The sequence below is a fragment of the Cardiobacterium sp. Marseille-Q4385 genome (assembly GCF_916618745.1).
In the GTDB taxonomy this organism is placed as follows: domain Bacteria; phylum Pseudomonadota; class Gammaproteobacteria; order Cardiobacteriales; family Cardiobacteriaceae; genus Cardiobacterium.
Window position 1 is genome coordinate 163,524 of the sequence record NZ_OU745373.1, and the last position, 22,889, is coordinate 186,412.

The 22,889-nt window shown below is 57.0% G+C and carries 10 protein-coding genes; all 10 read left to right on the top strand.

All coding sequences use genetic code 11. From position 1 onward, the window contains the following. The first annotated feature begins 10 nt into the window (after nucleotides 1-10). The 10 genes from LG374_RS00880 (at nucleotide 11) to LG374_RS00925 (ending at nucleotide 22,855) form a co-directional block, all read left to right on the top strand. Complete coding sequence (locus tag LG374_RS00880) at nucleotides 11-424, top strand: DUF302 domain-containing protein (protein ID WP_345921044.1); 414 nt, start codon at nucleotides 11-13, stop codon at nucleotides 422-424. A gap of 92 nt (nucleotides 425-516) precedes the next feature. Further along, a complete protein-coding gene (locus LG374_RS00885; RefSeq protein ID WP_370639299.1) occupies nucleotides 517-1,071 on the top strand; it encodes a pseudouridine synthase in 555 nt (184 codons plus the stop codon). Nucleotides 1,072-1,078: 7 nt separating this feature from the next. Beyond that, a complete protein-coding gene (trpD, locus tag LG374_RS00890) occupies nucleotides 1,079-2,110 on the top strand; it encodes an anthranilate phosphoribosyltransferase (protein ID WP_225755934.1) in 1,032 nt (343 codons plus the stop codon). After that, complete coding sequence (trpC, locus tag LG374_RS00895) at nucleotides 2,110-2,910, top strand: indole-3-glycerol phosphate synthase TrpC (protein ID WP_225755935.1); 801 nt, start codon at nucleotides 2,110-2,112, stop codon at nucleotides 2,908-2,910. The genes trpD and trpC overlap by 1 nt, the downstream gene beginning before the upstream one ends. Nucleotides 2,911-3,115: 205 nt before the next feature. Then, nucleotides 3,116-3,826: a DUF3108 domain-containing protein gene (locus LG374_RS00900; protein ID WP_225755936.1), complete on the top strand. Its 711-nt coding sequence runs from the start codon at nucleotides 3,116-3,118 to the stop codon at nucleotides 3,824-3,826. A gap of 4 nt (nucleotides 3,827-3,830) precedes the next feature. Further along, nucleotides 3,831-4,775 (top strand): glycosyltransferase family 1 protein, encoded by a 945-nt coding sequence (locus LG374_RS00905; RefSeq protein WP_225755937.1) that lies wholly within the window; start codon nucleotides 3,831-3,833, stop codon nucleotides 4,773-4,775. Then, nucleotides 4,775-6,229: a hypothetical protein gene (locus LG374_RS00910; protein WP_225755938.1), complete on the top strand. Its 1,455-nt coding sequence runs from the start codon at nucleotides 4,775-4,777 to the stop codon at nucleotides 6,227-6,229. Before LG374_RS00905 ends, LG374_RS00910 begins: the two co-directional genes overlap by 1 nt. Beyond that, nucleotides 6,226-7,206 carry a KamA family radical SAM protein gene (locus tag LG374_RS00915; protein WP_225755939.1) on the top strand — a complete coding sequence of 327 codons (981 nt, stop codon included), beginning with the start codon at nucleotides 6,226-6,228 and terminating at the stop codon, nucleotides 7,204-7,206. Before LG374_RS00910 ends, LG374_RS00915 begins: the two co-directional genes overlap by 4 nt. A gap of 147 nt (nucleotides 7,207-7,353) precedes the next feature. Further along, nucleotides 7,354-19,671 carry a spherulation-specific family 4 protein gene (locus tag LG374_RS00920; RefSeq protein ID WP_225755940.1) on the top strand — a complete coding sequence of 4,106 codons (12,318 nt, stop codon included), beginning with the start codon at nucleotides 7,354-7,356 and terminating at the stop codon, nucleotides 19,669-19,671. Nucleotides 19,672-19,849: 178 nt separating this feature from the next. Then, nucleotides 19,850-22,855, top strand: coding sequence for a type I restriction endonuclease subunit R (locus tag LG374_RS00925; RefSeq protein ID WP_225755941.1), 3,006 nt, complete (start codon nucleotides 19,850-19,852; stop codon nucleotides 22,853-22,855). The last annotated feature ends 34 nt before the right edge of the window (nucleotides 22,856-22,889 follow it).

A 22,889-nucleotide genomic window follows, 5' to 3' on the forward strand; every position in this document is an offset into this window, starting at 1 on the left:
CACCCTGCCCATGCTTGCCACTGCCGCCCTCGCACAAAACGCACCGCTGACCATCGATAGCCGTTACGACTTCGCCGCCACCGTCACCGCCCTGGAGACCGCCATCCAGGAAAAAGGCATGACCCTCTTCGCCCGCATCGACCATCAGGCGGCGGCGAAAGAGGCAGGACTCGATATGCAGCCTGCCACCGTCCTCATCTACGGCTCGCCCAAAGCCGGTACGCCGCTGATGCAAAATGACCCGACCCTCGCCCTGCAACTGCCGCTGAAAGTGCTCATCACCGAGAACGACGGTAAAGTGCAGGTGCTACTGAACAGCGCCGAACAAGTGGTGGCGCGCAGCAACACCCCGTACAGCGCTGTGGAAAACACCCTCGCCAACGCGGAAAAACTGATACGCGCGACCGTCGCCGTGCAACCGTAAAACCCCAGAAAATGCCCCGCTTGGCGGGGCCGGGATTTATCCCGCTTGGCGGGCGGCAGCGTACAATGCCGCCCGTTTTTTTGTGCGGAGGGATGATGCTGATTTTGCTGAACAAGCCGTTTAACGTGCTATGCCAGTTCACCGACAAATCCGGGCGGGCGACGCTCGCCGATTATGTGGATGTGCCGAACGTCTATCCGGCGGGATTGCTGGATTTTGACAGCGAGGGACTGGTCGTGCTCACCGACGATGGCCGCTTGCAGGCGCGTATCGCTGACCCGCGTTTCAAACTGGCGAAGCGTTACTGGGTGCAGGTGGAAGGTGAGGCGGATGAAGTGGCGCTCGCGCAGTTACGCGCCGGGGTGTGGCTGAAGGACAAGAAGGCGCAGACGGCGCGCAAGACGCTGCCCGCCGAAGTGTGCCGCATCGCGCCACCTGCGCTGTGGCCGCGCGAACCGCCGGTGCGGTTCCGCAAATCGGTGCCGGATTCGTGGCTGGAAATTGTCATCCGCGAAGGGCGTAACCGCCAGGTGCGGCGGATGACGGCAGCGGTCGGCCTGCCGACGCTGCGTTTGGTGCGGGTGCAGGTTGGTGATTGGTCTTTGGGCGCGCTACAATCCGGACATTGGCAATTTGTTAAAAAATGAGGTTTTTATGTTGAAGGAAGCGATTGATTTGCTGGTGCACGGCCAGGATGTGCCACCGGAGTTAATGCGCAGCGTGATGCTGGCGCTGATGAACGGTGAGGCTGATCCGGCGGCGGTTGGTGCCTTTTTGACGGCGCTGACGATGAAGGGCGAGACGGCAAGCGAGGTGACGGCAGCAGCGCAGGTGATGCGCGAACTGGCAAAACCCGCCGATTTGGGCGAGGGTGTGCTGGTGGATCCCGTTGGCACTGGCGGCGATGGCGCCAGTCTTTTTAACGTCTCGACGGCAGCGGCAGTGATTGCCTCCGCCGGCGGGGTGAAGATCGCCAAGCATGGTAACGTCGCCGCCAGCAGTGCTTCCGGCAGCGCCGATCTCTTGCGTCAGGCGGGCGTGGTCGTGGATCTCGAACCCGCGCAGGTGAAAGCATGTATTGCGGAAACGGGTTTCGGCTTCATGTTCGCCCAGGCCTATCACCAGGCGATGCGCCATGTGGTGCCCATCCGTCGCGCCATTGGCATCCGCACCGTGTTTAACGTCCTGGGCCCGCTGGCCAACCCCGCCGGGGTCAAGCATCAGGTGCTGGGCGTGTTCAGCAAAGCGTGGCTATGGCCGATGGTCGAAGTGGCGCGCTCGCTCGGCGCCAAACGGGTGCTGGCGGTGCATTCGCAAAACGGACTGGACGAATTCAGCGTCACGGCGGTGAACCACGTCGTCGAACTGCGTAACGACGGCATCATTTTCGATCACGAAGTAGATCCCAAAACTTTCGACATGACATACAGCGACCACAGCCCGCTGCAAGTCAAGGATGCGGCGCAAAGCCTGGCGCTGATTGAGCAAGTGTTTGCGACAGGCGAACCCGCGATCGGCTTCGACATGCTGGCGCTGAACGCAGCGGCGATATTCCTCGTCGCCGGAAAAGTGGCGGATTTGGCGGAAGGGGTGGAACTCGCCCGCAGCCTGATGCGCGACGGCAGTGCAACGCGGCAGTTAAGCCGCATCGCCGCCTGCTCACAACGTTTACAAGGAAATAAATGATGGCAACGATTCTGGATGAAATCCTCGCGCACAAGCGGCAGGAAGTAGCTGCGCAAAAACAGCGCATTGACATGGACCAGCTGGTCGCGAACATTGCCGCCAGCAACGATACGCCGCGCGGCTTCATGAAAGCGCTGCTGGCGCGGGTCGCGGTTGGCGGCACGGCAGTCATCGCCGAAATCAAGAAAGCCTCGCCCAGCCTCGGCGTCATCCGCGCCAACTTTGATCCGGTGGCGATTGCCGAAAGCTACGCGGAAGCCGGCGCCGCCTGCCTGTCGGTCTTGACCGACGAAAAATACTTTCAGGGCAGCGCCCGCTACCTGCGCCTGATCCGCAGCGCGGTTGGCCTGCCGCTTTTGCGCAAAGACTTCATTATTGACGAATACCAAATCGTCGAAGCGCGCGCCCTCGGCGCCGATGCCGTGCTGCTTATTGCCGCTGCCCTGAGCGACGACGAACTGGCACAATTCACCCGCGTCGCTCACGACCTGGGGCTGGACGTGCTGGTCGAAGTGCATGACGAAGCCGAATGCGAACGCGCACTCAAACTGCCGCTGCGCGTTATCGGCGTCAACAACCGCAACCTGCACGATTTCTCCGTCTCGCTCGACACCTCAAAACGCATCAAGGCAATGCTGCCGCCGGATTACCTGCTGGTTTGCGAAAGCGGTATCCACACCCGCGCCGACATTGATGAAATGCAGGCAGCGGACATTCACGCCTTCCTCGTCGGCGGCGCGCTGATGCAGGCGGAAGATCCCGGCGCAGCGCTGACCACGCTGCTTGCGCCAGCGGCATAAGTCCGCCAGCGACATAAAAAGGCAGACCACCGCGTCTGCCTTTTTTGCTGATCGCCGCCAAGCGGGATAAATACTGGGCTCGTGAAGTAAGTCATCATGTCGTAATTGGATGTGACAGCCATGCCCGGCTCTTCATGGGAATTTAGTATGGGTCGCAATCCGGTGCCTGTGGCACAATCCGCCGCTTCTTTTCTGTGGAGGTTTTATGTTCCGCTTGTTCCGTCCGGCTGTTGCCGTTTTATTGTTGTCCGCCTCTTTTGCCGCCACCGCCCTGCAAAGTTACGTCGCCGAGTATGATTTGACCATTCGCGGCGTCGGCGCCGGGCGGGTACGGCATGAGACGTTTTTTAACGATTTGGGCTATCGCGTGGAAGCAACCGGCAATCCGTCGCTGGCAGCCAAGATGCTGGGTTATGGCCAGATTCGCGAGAAAGCGGAAGGCCGCATTGCCGGCGACCGAGTGATGCCCACTTCCTATCGCCGCGAGATGGACGGCAAGGAAAACCAGTTTGTTTACTACAATTATGGCGATCTGGCGAACGGCAAGATTCAGGCGGTCATCGGTTCGCAAAACAAGGAATTGCGCGTCAACCCGAACGAACCTGCGCTGGATATGCTCGCCCTCGTGGTGCAAAGCACCCTGGATGTGGAGCGGGGTCGTGTCGGCGAACATAAATACACCCTGGTCAATGAAGACCGCGTGCGTAGCTATGAAGTGAAGCGGTTGCCGGATGAAAAATGGAAGGACGGTAAGAGCGGTAAAACGGTCGTGGTCAAAGTGTTTGTGCAGACCAGCGGCAGCCGCCAGACCAAAATTTACTTCGCCGAAAATCCTCTCCGTTTGGTAAAATTACAACAACTCAAGGATGGGGAATCCCGCTTCGCCCTAAAACTATTGAATTACAAAGCACTCTAATGTAATGAAAGTACTCCTGCTCGCACCCAAAGACTCGCCGACATATCTGAACGCTCTCTATGCCGCTTTGCGTGTGCAGGTTGGTACTTGCGATCTCTATGCGCTGGATGCCAAACAAAGCGCCAATCTGGAAGATTTTTTTCGTCATTTCGTCCGTCTGCCGCAATACGACCGCATCGTTTTGATGTACGACGGCGATTATATTTACCAGCAAGGACGCTTTTTGCGTACCTTGCCAACTCTCGCGATGCTGCGTCCGGACTTTGACCCGCCGGAAACGCGGCGCAAGATGAAATCCAATTTTCATGCAATGCCGTGGCTGCGCTGGATCGGTAGCGATACCAGTGTGGCGCAGGAATACAGCACGCAGGGACATGACGTCTTCTGGATTCCGCAGATTTATGACCCCGAGCATTTTTACGCGCGCAACAAAACGCGCGAGTTGCCTGCCTGTCATATTTATGACGGTAGGGGCGACACTGCGCCGCAGCTACAGAAGGCACTCTCCGGCAAGATCGGACTCAATGTCCTCAGCCGCAACCGCGAGGAATTGTGGAAGGAAATGAGCAGCGGCACCGTTGGGCGCGAAGATCTGTTCATCTTTATTCCGGAAAACGGCCACTACGACCCAACACCTATGATTTGGGCGATGGCCTGCGGTGCCGTTGCCCTGACTCCCGACCCGGGCAACGATATCCGCATGATTTACCGCTGGCGCAATCTGCACGACACGATTTTTTTCAACAAAAAAGATGCGCTCCTCCCTATCATCGAGAAAATCCTCACCAATCCGCACCGCCTCACCAGCCTCGCCCAACACGCCCTTTCCCGTGTCAAAATTTTTCAGCCGCAAAGCATCGGACAGCGCGTCGGCGAATTCCTGGAAACACAGGTGCGTAATCCGGCGGATTATCCGAAGCGGCAACGTATTTTCGGCTTTGAAATCTGATGTTGTCCTCTTTTAAAGCTGCCCTGCGGCAAGCAGTACAACGCCCCGCCTGGCAACAAAATCTTTTTATTCCCGCACTGGCGCTGCTGACGGCGTTATGGATATGGCTGGAAGGCGGACGCGTGCTGGATGTGGAATCGCTGCAAACACTGTGGCGCAGCGTGCATGAGCCGCAGAATCCGTTTGAATCTTTGCTAGCACCATTACAAGCCTCAAGCGATGCAGTTGCCGCCCTGATGGCACTTATTTCCACGCTGTCCCTTTGCCTGTTCTGCCGTATCTCACGCCTCGTCGGCATTGGCCCGCAGACGACGTTTCTGCTGTTCCTGCTGCTTAACTTTAATCCGGAATATAACGATGTCCGCCTGCAAGTGAGCGCGTTTCAGCCGGCGATGCTGCTGTGGCTTACAGGGTTGTATCTCTTCCTCGCTTATTACCGCAATTATCTGTATTGGGCTTTTCTCGCTTGGGCACTGACTGCCTGGCTGGCGGCACTATTTGTTCCCGCCGCCGCCTTCTGGGCGGGCGGTTTCCCGCTGCTGTTCCTCTTTTGGCCGGGGCGTAGTAACTGGCGGCAGCGTCTGCGTGAACGCGGCCTTTTCCTCCTCGCTTATTATGCCCTGATCGTCTGCATCATCTTGGTAATTGCACCCTGGCGGGAAGCCGTTACCGCCTGGTTGCCAGCTTTCATCCAGAATCTGGATTTGAAGCGGCACGATATGTCCTTCTTCATCAATGCCAACAACCCCGTGGATATCAGCCTCTTTGAAGGCTTCCTGATCGCGCTGCTGCTGGTCGTCGTCAACGCCGCCAAAATCATCGGCCCGGTCATTGTGCTGCTGGTTGTCCTTGCCGTGACGCGCCGCGCGATGAACACCGTACTGGAAATGCGGGTGCGCCTTTTCTTCGCTGTCTCGCTGGGTTACTTCTGGGCACTGTCAGCGTTTGCCTTCATGTATTACGACGCGCTGCCGAGTGACCTTTATTACACCCCCATCACCATGCTAACGCTGTGGTTGGTGTCCGGCGTCGTTTTCTACGCCCTGCAACGCGTTAAAAGCGGGCGCATCCCGCCGCAACGCCTGCTGATTCTCGCCTGGCTGATGGTCGCTTATGCCCTGGCCAGCATCATCACCTTCGGCCCCTCGCTGACCTACCTGCGTGAAGCGGGCGAGTGGGCGCGGCAGCAGCGTGCCGGTGGCCGCGTTTTCAGCAACAGCCTGACCGCCCTCTATTACGGCGGCGGTGCCCCTTTCCGTAATAGCGACGGCTTTGCCGAAATGGGCAATGCCGTATCGCATTACTATGACATCAGCACCGGCGACCTCTACATCCACATTCAGGGGCGGAACAATCCACAACAGCCGGAAGACTTCGAACTCTTCGATATCCTGCACACTTTTGCCAACGAGCGCGGCGACAAGGCCTACATCCTGCGCCCGAAAGCCGAATGACGCCGGAGGAACTGGCGCGGCGGCGCGGCCTGCCCGTTGCCACCATGCGCGGCCTGCTTACTGAATACCAGTTTGCCCTGACTGATGAAATGGCCGCTGTCCTCGGCGACGATCCCGCTAATCCCATTGCCGCGCAATTTCTGCCTGATGTACGCGAATTTGCAGTCGCTGAAAGTGAGTTGAGCGACCCCATCGGCGATGCACCACATTCACCACTGCCCTCGCTGGTGCACCGCTACCCCAATCGCGTCCTGTGGAAAATCTCGCCGGTCTGTGCCGTGTACTGCCGCTTCTGCTTCCGCAAAGAACACATCGGGCGACGCGGCACTGCCTTGCGACAAGCAGAAATCGCCGACGTCGCCGCTTACCTCACCGTCCATACAGAAGTCGAAGAAGTCATCTACAGCGGCGGCGACCCGCTCATGCTGACCACCCCAAAACTGCAACAATGCGCCGCTGCTTACCGCGACCTGGCGCATATCCGCCGCCTGCGCATCCACAGCCGCATTCCCGTTGTCCAGCCTGCTGCCATCAATGACGCATTACTGGCCCACCTCAGCGACTTGCCACAAAGCCTGCACATCGTCGTACACATCAACCACAGCGCCGAACTAACCGCCAATGCCCGCGCTGCCCTGCGAGCCCTGCGCACCAGCGGCGCCCTGCTCTACTCGCAAACCGTACTGCTCAAAGGCGTCAATGCCGATGCGGCCATCCTCGCCCGCTTGATGAATGACCTGCTGGATGCGGGCGTCGTCCCCTATTACCTGCACCACCCCGACCTCGCACGTGGTACCGGCCACTTCCGCACCGCCCTCGCCGAAGGCAAGGAAATTATGCGCGAACTGCGCCAATGTCTGTCCGGCATCGCCATGCCGACCTATATCGTCGAAATCCCCGGTGGTGGCGGCAAAGTCCCAGTCAGCGAACTCAGCGCCGAACAAGAGGCATATCTCAACAAACTCGGCATCTGGTGATGCCAAGTCCGCGAAAAAAACGATAAGATACACGGGTCATTACCGGCACATTACCTGTTCATGTATAACGGCAGCGTTAATACGAACAGCGTGATACCAGCACACCGGCGGATGCCGGTACATACCCCAAACGAAAAGGAACGCAACATGGCACAACCCGTCAATCTCACCGTCAAGGACACCACCGGCCGCGTCATCGGCGAATACACCATCAAAGCCGGCGGTGCACCGCTACAAATCGAAGCGGTGAACAACGTCTACTACGAATTTGCCGAAGCCGGCGGACGCGGCCCGGCGGCGGTCAGTGGCACACGCAGCGGCGATGACCTTGTAGTGAGCATTGACAACGATAACCGCCTGATCATCAAAGATTACTTCACAAACGGTCAGGGTGCGTTGGTCGGCATGCAGGTCGACGGCACACCGTACATCTACCCGGTGGTGGATAACGCCCCGGAACACATCCTGGCAAGCGAAATCGGTGCAGGGACGGCAGCAGGCAGCAGCCTGCCACCGGCGGCGGTAGCCGGTATCATTGGTGGCATAGCACTAACGGCGGGCGGCATTGCCATTGCTGCACACAACCACGACAAACACCATCACGACGACAACGTGACACCGCCGCCACAGCCTAACCCCCAACCCAATCCGAATCCACAACCTAACCCGAATCCACAACCTAACCCGAATCCACAACCTAACCCGAATCCACAACCTAACCCGAATCCACAACCTAACCCGAATCCACAACCTAACCCAAACCCGCAGCCGATTCCGGATCCGCAACCGAACCCTAACCCACAACCGAACCCTAACCCACAACCGAACCCTAACCCACAACCGAACCCTAACCCACAACCGAACCCTAACCCACAACCGAACCCTAACCCACAACCGAACCCTAACCCACAACCGAACCCTAACCCACAACCGAACCCTAACCCACAACCGAACCCTAACCCACAACCGAACCCTAACCCACAACCGAACCCTAACCCACAACCGAACCCTAACCCACAACCGAACCCTAACCCACAACCGAACCCTAACCCACAACCGAACCCTAACCCACAACCGAACCCTAACCCACAACCTAACCCGAATCCACAACCTAACCCGAATCCACAACCTAACCCGAATCCGCAACCTAACCCGAACCCGCAACCTAACCCGAACCCGCAACCCAACCACACGGGCAAAATCAGCATCAGCGGTGAGGCGAAAGTCGGGCAAACGCTGACCGCTGCCGTTAGCGACGACGACGGCGTCCCCGCTAACGTGCAATATCAGTGGCTGCGAGACGGTCAGCCGATCAGTGGACAAACAGGCAGCACCTACACCCTCACCCGCACCGATGCGGGACACAAAATCACCGTGCGTGCTACCTACAAAGACAACGCCGGACACAACGAAAACCCGCTGAGCGAGGCCACCGCTACCGTCGCCGATACCCCGGCACCAAATCCGCCGCCGCAACCGAACCACGAAGGCAAAATCAGCATCAGCGGCGAGGCGAAAGTTGGACAGACGCTGACCGCTGCCGTTAGCGATGACGACGGCGTACCCAATAACGTGCAATACCAATGGCTACGTGACGGCCAGCCGATCGCCCAAGCCAACGGCAAGACCTACACCCTGACCAGCGACGATGCCGGGTACAAAATCAGCGTGCATGTCGAATACACCGACAACAAGGGCACGGCAGAAAAACCGACCAGTGCAGAACTGGAAATCGGCAAAGACACCCCGCCCCCACCGGTGAACCAGCAAGGCGTGATTGCCATCGACGGCAACGCCAAAGCAGGCGAAACCCTGACGGCCAAAATCAGTGACGCCGACGGCGTGCCGGATACAGGCATTACCTACCAATGGCAGCGTGACGGACAACCGATCGCCCAGGCGAACGGCAAGACCTACACCCTGACCCCAGACGACGTTGGCCACAAGATCAGCGTGCAGGCGACCTACAAAGACAACGCCGGACACGACGAAAACATCAGCAGCATGCCGACGGCGGAAGTAGCGGGAGCGGACAGTACTAACCACGCGCCGACCGACATTACCCTGAGCCAGAACCAGGTGACAGAAGGCAAAGACGGTGTAGAAATCGGCAAGCTGACGACAACGGACGAAGACACGACGGACACCCACACCTACCGTGTGAGTGATAGCCGCTTTGAAGTTGGCGCTGACGGCACCCTCAAACTCAAAGCGGGCGAACACCTGGACTTTGCCAAAGAGCCGAGCGTAACCCTGAGCGTGACGACAGATGACGGGCACGGCGGCACCTACACCAAAGCCTTCACCCTGCAAGTCCAGGATGACCCTGCCTATCCGCCGCCGCAACCCAACAACGAAGGCACAGTGAGCATCACAGGTGAGGGCAAAGTCGGCAGCGAACTCACCGCCAACATCAGCGATGCCGATGGCGTACCGGATACGGGCGTGACCTACCAATGGCAGCGCGACGGACAACCGATCGCCCAAGCGAACGGCAAGACCTACACCCTCACAAGCGACGATGCCGGACACAAAATCAGCGTGCATGTCGAATACACCGACAACAAGGGCACGGCAGAAAAACCGACCAGCGCCGCGCTGGAGGTGGAAAACAACCCAACCCCGCCGCAGCCACAGCCGAATAACGAAGGTACCGTCACCGTCACGGGTGAAGCGAAAGTCGGCAGCGAACTCACCGCCAGCATCAGCGACGCAGACGGTGTGCCGGATACGGGCATTACCTACCAGTGGCAGCGCGACGGGCAACCGATCGCCCAAGCTAACGGCAAGACCTACACCCTGACCCCGGACGATGCGGGACACAAAATCAGCGTGCACGTTGAATACACCGACAACAAGGGCACGACAGAAAAACCGACCAGTGCAGAACTGGATATCGGCAAAGACATCCCGCCCCCACCGGTGAACCAGCAAGGCGTGATCACCATCGACGGCAACGCCAAAGCAGGCGAGACCCTGACGGCCAAAATCAGTGACGCCGACGGCGTGCCGGATACAGGCATTACCTACCAATGGCAACGTGATGGGCAGGCAATAGACGGCCAAAGCGGCAAAACCTACAGCCTGACCCAAGAAGACATAGGCCACAAAATCAGCGTGCAGGCGACCTACAAAGACAAAGCCGGACACGACGAAAACATCAGCAGCACACCGACGGCGGAAGTAGCGGGAGCGGACAGCACCAACCACGCGCCGACCGACATCACCCTGAGTCAGAACCAGGTAATAGAAGGCAAAGACGGTGCAGAAATCGGCAAACTGACGACAGCGGACGAAGACACGACGGACACCCACACCTACCGTGTGAGTGATAGCCGCTTTGAAGTTAGCACTGACGGCACCCTCAAACTCAAAGCGGGCGAACACCTGGATTTTGCCAAAGAGCCGAGCGTAACCCTGAGCGTGACGACAGATGACGGACACGGCGGCACCTACACCAAAGCCTTCACCCTGCAAGTCCAGGATGACCCTGCCTATCCGCCGGTACAGCCGAACAACGAAGGCACAGTGAACATCACGGGCGAGGGCAAAGTCGGCAGCGAACTCACCGCCAACATCAGCGATGCCGATGGCGTGCCGGATACGGGCGTCACCTACCAATGGCTGCGCGACGGTCAGCCGATCGCCCAAGCGAATGGCAAGACCTACACCCTGACCCCGGATGACGCCGGACACAAAATCAGCGTGCACGTCGAATACACCGACAACAAGGGCACGGCAGAAAAACCGACCAGCGCCGCGCTGGATGTAGAAACTACCCCAACCCCGCCGCAGCCCAACAACGAAGGCACGGTGAGCATCACAGGTGAAGGCAAAGTCGGCAGCGAACTCACCGCCAACATCAGCGATGCCGACGGCGTGCCGGATACGGGCGTGACCTACCAATGGCTACGTGACGGGCAAGCCATCAACGGACAAACAGGCAAGACCTATACCCTGACCCCGGACGACGCCGGACACAAAATCAGCGTGCATGTCGAATACACCGATAACAAGGGCACGGCAGAAAAACCGACCAGTGCCACGCTGGATGTAGAAAACAGCCCAACCCCGCCGCAGCCGAATAACGAAGGCACGGTGAACATCACGGGCGAGGGCAAAGTCGGCAGCGAACTCAGCGCTAACATCAGCGATGCCGATGGCGTACCGGATAGCGGCGTGAGCTACCAATGGCAGCGCGACGGACAACCGATCGCCCAAGCGAACGGCAAGACCTACACCCTCACCAGCGACGACGCTGGGCACAAAATCAGCGTGCACGTCGAATACACCGACAACAAGGGCACGACAGAAAAACCGACCAGCGCGGAACTGGATATCGGCAAAGACACCCCGCCACAGCCTTCATTCGCACAGCCTACTCTGACTAAAGGAGAAGGCGCCGAACAGGGTGGCGTGACCATTACACCGCCGGAAGAGGCGACTTATCTGCGCGTGGATTACGAGGGCAACGGGCAAGCAAGAAGCCTGACCCTCACCCGCGCCGATGCCTCCAATCCATGGCAGGTGCAGGACGGCACGCAAAAACCGGCCGGCGTTGATTTTGATGCAACAAGCGGTGTGGTGAAAGTTGCCCCGGCAGCTGTAGATGACAACACCACTCTAAGCGCTATCGCCGGTAAAGGTACTGTGTACAGCGACCGTGTTTCTATAACCACGGATCCTGATAGTGGTACACCACAGCCGGTCGAGGCTGAGCTAACCCTAAGCGGCGATGGCAACATCGTTGAAGGTGAAAGTGCCGCTTACACCCTGACACTTAACAAGGCGGCAGATAGCGATGTGACGGTTACTGTGACCATCAAGCATGGCACGACAGACGATGGCAACATCAAGACAGAAACTCGTACTATCACTATCCCGAAAGGGGAAACCAGCCATAACTTTGAAGTGGCGGCATTGAATAACGACAGCTATCAGCCAAACCGTACCTTTAGTGTCAGTGTGGATAGCGTTACTGGCGCTATTAACAAAGCAGAAGCGGTAGAAACCACCATCGCCGATAACGACGCGCCTACCGCCCCGATATTGGCAACTGGTAGCGAGACTGGCAGTGTGGTAGTAACCCCGCAAACAGATAGCGGCATTAAGAGGCTGACTATCAACTATCGTGACGAAAGCGATGCCGAGCAGAGTCTGACGGTTACCCGTGGTGACAATGGTAAATGGACGAGCACCGATCTGCCACGCGAATACATCAGCCTGGATGAAACCAGCGGTGTTGTTACCTTGGGAGGCAAAGCGCTGAAAGACGGTAGCCCTGTTACCGCGCATAACGATTCCGAATATGCGGAAGGTACGATTGCCAGTCTGAATGCGGGCTATGACAGCAGCCAACCGCCTGCAAATCAGCAAGGCACAGTTGCCATTACGGGAGAGGCTAAAGTCGGTAGTGAACTGACAGCGACTGTAACCGACGGAGATGGTGTGAATGACGCCAACGTGCAGTACCAATGGCTGCGTGATAACCAGCCCATTGATAAGGCCAACGGTAAAACCTACACCCTGACCACGGACGATGCTGGACACAAAATTAGTGTCCATGTCGAATACACCGACAATAACAGCAACAAAGAAAACCCGACCAGTGATGCCTTTGACATTGCTGCCCAAGCGGCAAACCAACAGGGTAGCATCGCTATCAGCGGCGAAGCCAAAGTAGGTAGCGAACTGACGGCGACCGTGACCGACGGCGACGGTGTGAATGAGGCCGACGTGCAATACCAATGGCTGCGTGACGGACAACCGATTGCCAATCAAGCGGGCAAGACCTACACCCTCACCAATGACGATGCCGGGCATAAAATCACTGTACAGGCGACCTACAAAGACAACGCCGGATACGATGAAAAACCGATCAGTACCGAGACAGAAATACCGGCTGCGCCAAGCGGTGACAATCATGCCCCGACCGGTGCCGTGACCGTCAGCGGCCTTGTGCAGGTTGGCGAAACCCTTGTTGCCGGCAACAACCTTGCTGATGAAGACGGCATGGGGCAGGTCAGCTACCAATGGCTGCGTGACGGGCAGGAAATCAGCGGCGCGAACAGCGACAAGTACACCCTGACCGCAGAAGATGCCGGACACCAGATCAGTGTCCGCGCCAGCTATACCGACGGCGCCAGCAATGCCGAGCAGAAAGCCAGCCTCGCCACTGCCAACACGGCGGCAGCAGGTAGCGCTCCCACTTACCACGACACCCTAGGCCAGCCCGAAGTCGAGTGGGCCGGGCAAAAATGGTATGTCCGCGACAGTGACTGGCGCTCAGGCGATCCTATGGCCAATGGCCAATGGTCGCGCGGTAATGTGCAGTTCGATGGCACGGACATGCATCTTTCACTCACCAATGCCGATGGTAAAACCCCGGTTGGTTCGGAAATTATTTCCAGCAACGCCATGGGCTACGGTACCTACCAGGCCACCTTCCAGGGCGATTTCAGCAAATTCGACAAATACACCGTCTTCGGCGGTTTCTTTACCTTTGAATGGGCGGAACCATCAGTAGGTGGCTGGCGTGAAATTGACGGCGTGGAAGTCTCGCGCTGGGGACAAGAAACCCTTAAAGGTTCCTTTACCTACTACACCCCGACACACAACCAGATGAACGGCGGCATCCATATGCCCGATTACATCTGGCCGGCAACCTTCAAACAGGCGACCATGCAGCTTGACTGGCAGCCGAACAAAATCACCTGGACCCTGCGCAATGCAGAAACCGGCGAAGTCCTGCACAAAGCGGAAAGCACGCAGGAAATTCCGGACGCGGCAAAACAGCAAATCCACTTCAACCTGTGGTCGCTGAACCTGGGGGCCAATAGCGGCTGGGAAAATGCAGCACCACAGAAAGTTACCGTCAATTCCTTCAGCTACACCCCGCTGGCAAACGGCGACACTCCAACCCCGCCGCCGGCTGCCAATAAAGAAGGCACCGTCACCATCAGCGGAGACGCGAAAGTGGGCGGCGTGCTGACGGCGACCGTTAACGACGGCGACGGTTTCGCCGCCGCTAACGTGCAATACCAATGGCTGCGCGACGGCAATCCTATTGATAGTGCCAACAGCAGCACCTACACCCTGACCAAAGACGACGCCGGACACAAAATCAGCGTGCAGGCGACCTATAAAGACAATGCCGGACACGATGAAAGCCCGACGAGCGAGGCGACGGCGAGCGTGGCAGATAACGCTAACGCGCCGTTGCTGCACGATGATTTCTCTTCCTATCCGCTGCACAAAACCTACGTTGATAACGATACTTTTGGTGCGTGGAAAGTGGCCTTTGCCGGCTATGGCAACGCTGAAATCATTGATAACGGCGGCGGCAATCAGGCCTTGCAATTAAAGCCGATGGCGCGTAGCGGGCAGACAGAGACTTCATCCACAATGGTTGTTAGCACCGTGCAGACGGGGGATGAGTTCACTTATAGCGGCACCATCGCCACCCCTGAACAGCTGCGTCAGGGTGCGACACCCAATGCTTGGGAAACGGCATGGCTCGTGTGGAATCACACCGATAACGACCACTACTATTATTTTGTTGCCCGCGCTGATGGCTGGGAACTCGGCAAACGTGACCCGGCTTACAGCGGCGGTCAGCGCTTCATGGCGACTGGTAGCGAAAGCTGGCCGTTAGCGGATGCCAAGGATTTTGTCATTACCAAAAGCGGTAACACTGTGGAAATCAGCATCAATGGCAAAGTCATCACAACTTTTACTGATGACGAAAATCCCTACACCGGCGGCAGTGTTGGTCTTTACACTGAAGATGCGCGTATCGTCGCCGATGACATCAACCTGACGGCAACAGCGAAAATCACCGGTACTGCCAACCACGGCGGCGTGGCCTCCATCAGCGGTAAGGCCGCGACCGGCGAAGTATTGCATGCCGCCGTCAGCGATGGCGATGGTGCTGTTAGCAACGTTAGTTACCAGTGGATGGCTGCCGGCAAGGAAATCAGCGGCGCAACCGGCGAGACCTACACCGTCACGGCGGATAACAGCGGCAAAATTATCAGCGTGCGCATCACCTATACCGATAGCACCGGCAAAGTGGAAAGCGTCATCAGCCCGCCCACAGCCGTAGTGGACAGCGGCAATGATGGCGGCGCGAACCAACGGGGGCAAGTCACCCTGAGCGGCACAGCCGCCGTCGGCGAGACCCTGACCGCGAACGTCAGCGATGGCGACGGCCTGCCTGACCGCATCCAGTACACCTGGCTGGCAAACGGAGCGGCGATCAACGGCGCGAACGGCAGCAGCTATACCATCACCGCCGCCGATGTCGGCAAAACCATCAGTGTGCAGGTGTATTACTACGACAAGGCAGGGCATGAGGAAAACCTGCTCAGTAACGCGACAAACGCCGTCACCGACACCGCACCACCGCCGACAGAAAACCACGCGCCGACAGGCAGCGTCACCATCACGGGCGAAGCCGTAGTCGGCAAAACCCTCAACGCTTCTAATGACCTGGCCGACGAAGACGGCTTGGGCAACATCACCTATCATTGGCTGGCCGACGGCAAAGAAATTGGCACAGGCCCGAGTTACACCCTGACCGAAGCCGAAAAAGGCAAAACCATCACGGTTAAAGCGACTTACACCGACGGCAAAGGTACAGCAGAAGCGGTAGAAAGCCGTGCGACCGATGCCGTCGCTGAAGACACTCCGCCGCCGGCAGAAAACCACGCACCGACGGGCAGCGTCACCATCACGGGCGAAGCCGTAGTCGGCAAAACCCTCAACGCCTCTAATGACCTGGCCGACGAAGACGGCTTAGGCAATATCACCTATCACTGGCTGGCCGACGGCAAAGAAATCGGCACAGGTGCGAGTTACACCCTGACCGAAGCCGAAAAAGGCAAAACCATCACGGTTAAAGCGACTTTCACCGACGGCAAAGGCACAGCGGAAGCGGTGGAAAGCCGTGCGACCGATGCCGTTGCCGAAGATACCCCGCCGCCGGCGGAAAACCACGCGCCGACGGGGGCAGTGACCGTGAGCGGCGTCGTGCAGGTTGGCGAGACCCTCGTTGCCGGCAATAACCTAGCCGATGAAGACGGCATGGGGCAGGTCAGCTACCAATGGCTGCGTGACGGCCAGGACATCAGCGGTGCAACAAGCGACAAATACACCCTGACCGATGCCGATGCCGGGCATCAGATCAGCGTCCGCGCCAGCTATACCGACGGCGCCAACAACGCTGAACAGAAAGCCAGCTTCACCACCGGCAATACCGCCGCCGCAGGCAGTGCGCCGACTTACCACGACACCTCAGGTCAAGCGGAAATCGAATGGGCCGGCGTGAAATGGTATGTGCGCGACAGCGACTGGAATTCAGGCTCACCCGGCAGTGGCAACTGGTCGCGCGGCAATACGCAGATCGACGGCACCGACATGCACATGTCGCTGACCAATCCGGACGGTAAAACCCCGATCGCTTCGGAAATCATCTCCAGCAACGCGATGGGTTACGGCACTTATGAGACCACCTTCCGCGCCGATTTCAGCAAGTTTGATCCCTACACCGTCTTCGGCTTCTTCACCTATGAATGGTCGCAGACGACTGTGGCTGGCAACCGCGAAATCGACGGCATCGAAGTTTCGCGCTGGGGTGATCCGACCTTGAAAGGCGTCTTCACCTACTATCCGCCGTCCGCAGCCGACAATGGCATCAAAATGCGGCCGGGCTACACCTGGGCGGAAGACGTCAAACACGTCAGCATGAAACTCGAATGGCAGCCCAACAAAATCACCTGGACCCTGCGCAACGCGGAAAACGGCGAAGTGCTGCACCAGGTCGAAAGCACGCGCGACATCCCGGATGCAGCGAACCAGCAGGTGCACTTCAACCTGTGGACCTACAAGCCGACCGACCCGCCGAACGAATGGTGGACGGCGGCGCCGCAGAAAGTCACCCTCGGCTCCTTCAACTACACCCCGCTTGCCGGCGGCAACAATCCGCCGCCCGCGAACAAAGAAGGCACCGTCACCATCAGCGGAGACGCGAAAGTGGGCGGCGTACTGACGGCGACCGTGACTGACGGCGACGGCGTGCAGGAAAGCGCCATCACCTACAAATGGCTGCGCGACGGCCAGCCGATTGCGGGTGCCGAAGGCAAGACCTACACCCTGACCGCAGACGATGCCGGGCATAAAATTACCGTGCAGGCGACCTACAAAGACGATGCCAATCACGACGAAAAACCGTCTGCAACCCAAGACATCGCCCAGCAACAGCCGCCAAGCAGTGAAAACCACCTCGGCAGCATCACCGTCAAAGGCGAAGCCAAAGTGGGCAGCACCATGACGGCGGAAATCAGCGACCAAGATGGCGTACCGGAGAGCGGCATCACTTGGGAATGGTATGGCAACGACACCCCGATCCCCGGCGCCAATAAAGCAACTTTTGAAGTTACCGAAGCCGTCAACGGTATGCAGCTACGCGCCAAAGCCATCTATAAAGACAAGCTCGGACACGACGAAAACCCGATCAGCGACCTCACCCCGGCCGTCGTACCGAAAGACGGCGGTGATCACAGCGGTCTCTTCCCGCCGCCGGCCGCCGATGCCCCGCGCGTCAACTTGAGTGGGGCTTCGACTATCAACGAAGGGCAGCGTGCCGATTACATCGTCAGCATCGACGGTGGCAAGGCGCTGGAACAAGACGTCAGCGTGGATGTGCGCATCAAACACGGCACAACCGACACGAATGATGCCAATATCACCTGGAAGATCCAGCGGGTGGTTATCCCCAAAGGACAAACCAGTGCGACCTTCCACGTTGATGCCACAGCCGATGGCCAGGCAGAAGGCAACGAGAGCTACACCGTAGAAATCCACAATGCTGTCGTTGGCAATGTGCAACCGCAAAACGTCACGCCGTTCACTGGCAGCGTCACCGCGCAGTCGCAAATCATCCCGGCCTACAAATACCCGACCGGCGCTTGGGAAACAGACACCTATTGGGATACCGTGCATAAACTGGGCGGCGGCAAAATCCCCTACACCATCATCAATCCGGCAAGCGGGGCAGGCGAAAAAGTTGATCCCAATTACAGCAAACTTGTTGATGACAACATTGCGGCGGGCATCAAGAACATCGGCTACATCCGCACCATCTACCAAACCCGCCCGATAGAAGACGTCAAAGCCGAAGTTGACAAATACCTTGAGTTCTACGGTAAAGACAAAGTGCACGGCTTCTTCTTCGACGAAGTCAGCTCACAAAGCAACGCGGCGACCGCCTATATGGCCGAGCTGTACAAATACGTGAAGAGCAAGGGACTAGAAAAAACCGTGATTGCCAACCCGGGGACACACATCACCGACGACATCGCGCCTTACGCCGATATCTTCGTAACTACAGAAGTCGGCGCTAACCAGTACATCAACGGATACGAACAGCCGAAATCTGCCTTTGAGAACGATCCGAAGAACGCGTCACGTATCTACCATATGATCCATGACGTACCGCCGGAACAATACGACCGGGTGCTGCAACTCTCTCGCGAACGCAACGCCGGCTGGGTCTTCATCACCAGCGACAAACAGGAAGATCCGCTGCCGTCAAACCAGTGGAAAGAACATCCGGAGCAGGATGGCAACCCGTATAACCACCTGCCGGACAACATGGAGTCGCTGAACGGGCGCATCAGCAACCTGCCCATGCCGGAATCCCCACTGAATCACGACAGCGGCAGCATCGTCAGTGCCAACATCGGTAACAGCAGCGTGACCACGGAAATCATTGATACCGATTCGGCCAGCGGTCACATGCGCGCACCGGAAGAAGCCGTCATCCAGCATGACGACGCGACCGCTGCACAAAGCGCACACCACGAACAGGACGACGTTACGCAGCAGCACAGCGACGATAGCGGGCATAACCCGCTGCTGGGCGAAGAACTGCAACACGCCGACCTCAGCGGCCTGCTTAACCTCGACAGCGAAGCCGTGCTCAACTACCTCGGCGAACACGGTGTCGGCCTGCTCGCGCAAGCACAAGCGCACAACGGCCTGCACAGCATCGAAGGTAGCGACGCAGCGGACACCTTCATCACTGCGCACGGTAACCACCAGTTGAGCGGCGGCCAAGGCGCAGACACCTTTGCCTTCCTGCTCGACGGCCACAGCAGCGGTGACCGTATTGCCGACTTCAACATCGCCGAAGGCGACCGCATTGTCTTCGCCGGTGAACACATGAAAGGCGCGCAAATTTCCGTTTCGCACGAACACGGCGGCACCCAGGTAAACGTCACCGACAGCGCGGGCAATAGCCACAGCGTGGAAATTGCCCGCAGCAGCGGCGAAACCCTCAGTGATAAAGACCTCCTGAGCCATGTCGAAATCCGCGGCCCGCAGGGCTATCACGACACTGCCTACCACGGTAACGTGAACCAGCACCTGCCGGAAGAGGAGCACCACAGCGGCATCGTCATCTAAGCGATAGCGCACGCCGACTGACCGCCTGCCATCACTGGCAGGCGGTTTTTTATTGCTTCAACTTCCTTCCCTACCCCAACCTGCCTTGCCGCGCAAAATACCTTCCCGCACGACAACACCCGTCTTGTTCATTACTCCTATAATGAACACAACAAAAGAAAACCTATCCAGAAAAAATATGTCCCAAACCCACAACGAAAATTCCCGCGTCAAAATCCCTGCGGTCTTACACCTGATGCGGTTGGGCTACGATTACCTCTCGCTCAAAAACGAAAATTGGGACAAACAAACCAACATCTTTCCCAAAATCTTTATAGAAAGTCTCTGCCGCATCAATCCCGATTTGTCGCCGGACGATGCACGCCGCCTGCTCGCCGACATACGCTTAGAGCTGGATAACGAAGACTTGGGGCAAAAATTTTACGAACGCCTCACCAATCAATCCGGCGGTAAGAAGCTGATCGACTTCCAAAATTTCAATAACAACAGCTTCCACGTTGTAACCGAATTGCCCTGCATCAATGGCGATGAAGAATTCCGCCCCGACATTACCCTGCTGATAAACGGCATGCCCTTGGTCTTTATTGAAGTCAAAAAACCCAACAACAAAGGCGGCATCGGCGAAGAGCGGGAACGCATGGGCAAACGTGCGACAAACCCTAAATTCCGCCGTTTCATCAACATTACCCAATTCATGATTTTTTCCAACAACATGGAATACGATGACGGCGCAACCGAACCGGCACAAGGCGCGTTTTACGCCTCGTCTGCTTACGGCAAGCCCGTGTTTAACTATTTCCGTGAAGAGCACAAATTAAACCTTGCTGAATTATTGAACACACTTTCAGACGACCTCGAAAACAACGTCCTGCAAGACAACAACCTGCCCGTTATCAAACACAGCCCTGAATTTATCAGCAATAAATCGCCCGATACGCCGACCAACCGCATCCTGACTTCGCTGCTTTGCCGCGAGCGCCTCGCCTTTCTCCTGCAACACGGGCTGACCTACGTCAAAACCGACCAAGGCGCGCTGCAAAAACACATCATGCGCTATCCGCAGCTATTTGCCACCTTGGCCATCGAAAAACATTTATCAAACGGCGGCAAAAAAGGCGTGATTTGGCACACCCAAGGCTCCGGCAAAACCGCGCTTGCCTATTACAACACCCGTTACTTGACCCACTATTACGCCAAACAAGGCATCGTGCCGAAATTCTATTTCATCGTGGACAGGCTCGATTTATTGAAACAAGCGCAGCGGGAATTTACCGCCCGCGACTTAATCGTCCATACCATCGACAGCCGCGAAGCCTTTGTTGCCGACATCAAATCCGCTCAAACCCTGCATAATCACGCAGGTAAAGCGGAAATCACCGTTGTTAACATCCAAAAATTCAAAGACGACCCCGATGTCGTCGCTCGTAACGACTACGACCTCGCCATCCAGCGCGTCTATTTTCTCGACGAAGTACACCGCAGCTACAACCCCAAAGGCTCGTTTCTTGCCAACCTCAACCAGTCCGACGTAAACGCCGTCAAAATCGGGCTGACCGGCACGCCGCTTATTGGCGTAACCGCAGACGACGTCAACACCCGCGAACTCTTCGGCGACTACATCCATAAATACTATTACAACGCCTCCATCGCCGACGGCTACACCCTGCGCCTGATTCGCGAGGCCATCAGCAGCCAATACAAAGCCGAATTGCAGGCTGCATTGGCGCAGCTTGAAGTCGAAAAAGGCAGCTTTGACCGCAAAGAAATCTACGCCCATCCGCATTTCGTCCGCCCGATGCTCGACTATATCTTGGACGACTTCGCCAAATTCAGAAAAACCAACCAAGACGAAAGCCTCGGCGCAATGGTTGTTTGCGACAGCTCGAAGCAGGCAAAGCGGCTGTTTGAATATTTTCAGACGACCTCAGACCACAATCTCACCGCCGCGCTGATATTGTACGACGTCGACACTAAGGACGAACGCGATCAATGGGTTAAAGACTTCAAAGCAGGCAAAATCGACATCTTGTTTGTGTACAACATGCTTTTGACCGGCTTTGATGCGCCCCGCTTGAAAAAGCTCTATTTGGGCAGATTGATAACAGCCCATAACCTTTTGCAAACCCTGACCCGCGTCAACCGCACCTACAAATCTTACCGTTACGGCTATGTTGTCGATTTTGCCGACATCGAGCGCGAATTCGACAAAACCAACCGCGCCTATTGGGATGAATTCTCTAGGAATTTGGGTGACGAAATCAGCAGTTACAGCCAGCTTTTCAAAACTGCCGAAGAAATCGAACAGGAAATCGCAGACATTAAAAATGCCCTGTTTGATTTCGATACCGAAAACGCCGAAGAATTTTGCCGCCAAATCAGCCAAATAGACGACAAAAAACAGCTTCTCGCCCTCAAAAAAGCCCTGCAAACCGCCAAAGAGCTGTACAACGTCCTGCGTCTGCAAGGCAGCCACGAATTTCTCGCGCATCTGGATTTTGACAAACTCAATCTGTTGTACCGCGAAACCGCTGCCCGTCTGGATACCTTAAACCTCTCCGAAAAACTGCAGCAAGGCAATACCGCCCATTTGCTCAATGAAGCGCTGGAAGACGTTTACTTCCAGTTCGTCAAAATCGGCGAAGCCGAACTCAAACTTGCCGACGATTTGAAAGACATCATGCGCAAAGTCCGCGAAGGGCTGGTGGGCAACTTCGACCAGGACGACCCCGAATACATCAGCCTGCGCGAAGAACTGGAACGCATCTTCAAGAAAAAGAACCTCGCCGAAGTCGGGCAGGAAGAAATGCAGGCAAACATCGCCACACTCCAAATCGTCTATGCCAAAATCAAAGAACTGAACCGACAAAACGATCTCTTGCGGCATAAATACGGCGGCGACGCCAAATATGCCCGCATCCACAAACGTCTGCGCGAAAACACTGCTCTCTACGGCGACAAACTCAAAGTCTTTAACGCGCTAAACGGTGTAAAAACCGATGCCGACCAAAAAGTGCTGGATATGGAGCAGATTTTGGACAATCAAAATTACTTTGAAAAACAAATGCAGGGCATCGTATTAAAACGCTTTAGAACGGAACAGCAATTTCCTGTTCAACCCGCCGACATCCAAGCCATCAACCGCCTGTTGGTGCGGGAATATTTAAAAGAAAGCGGGCGGATTTGAGGAGTAGATTTTCAGGCAGCCTTAACCATTTATA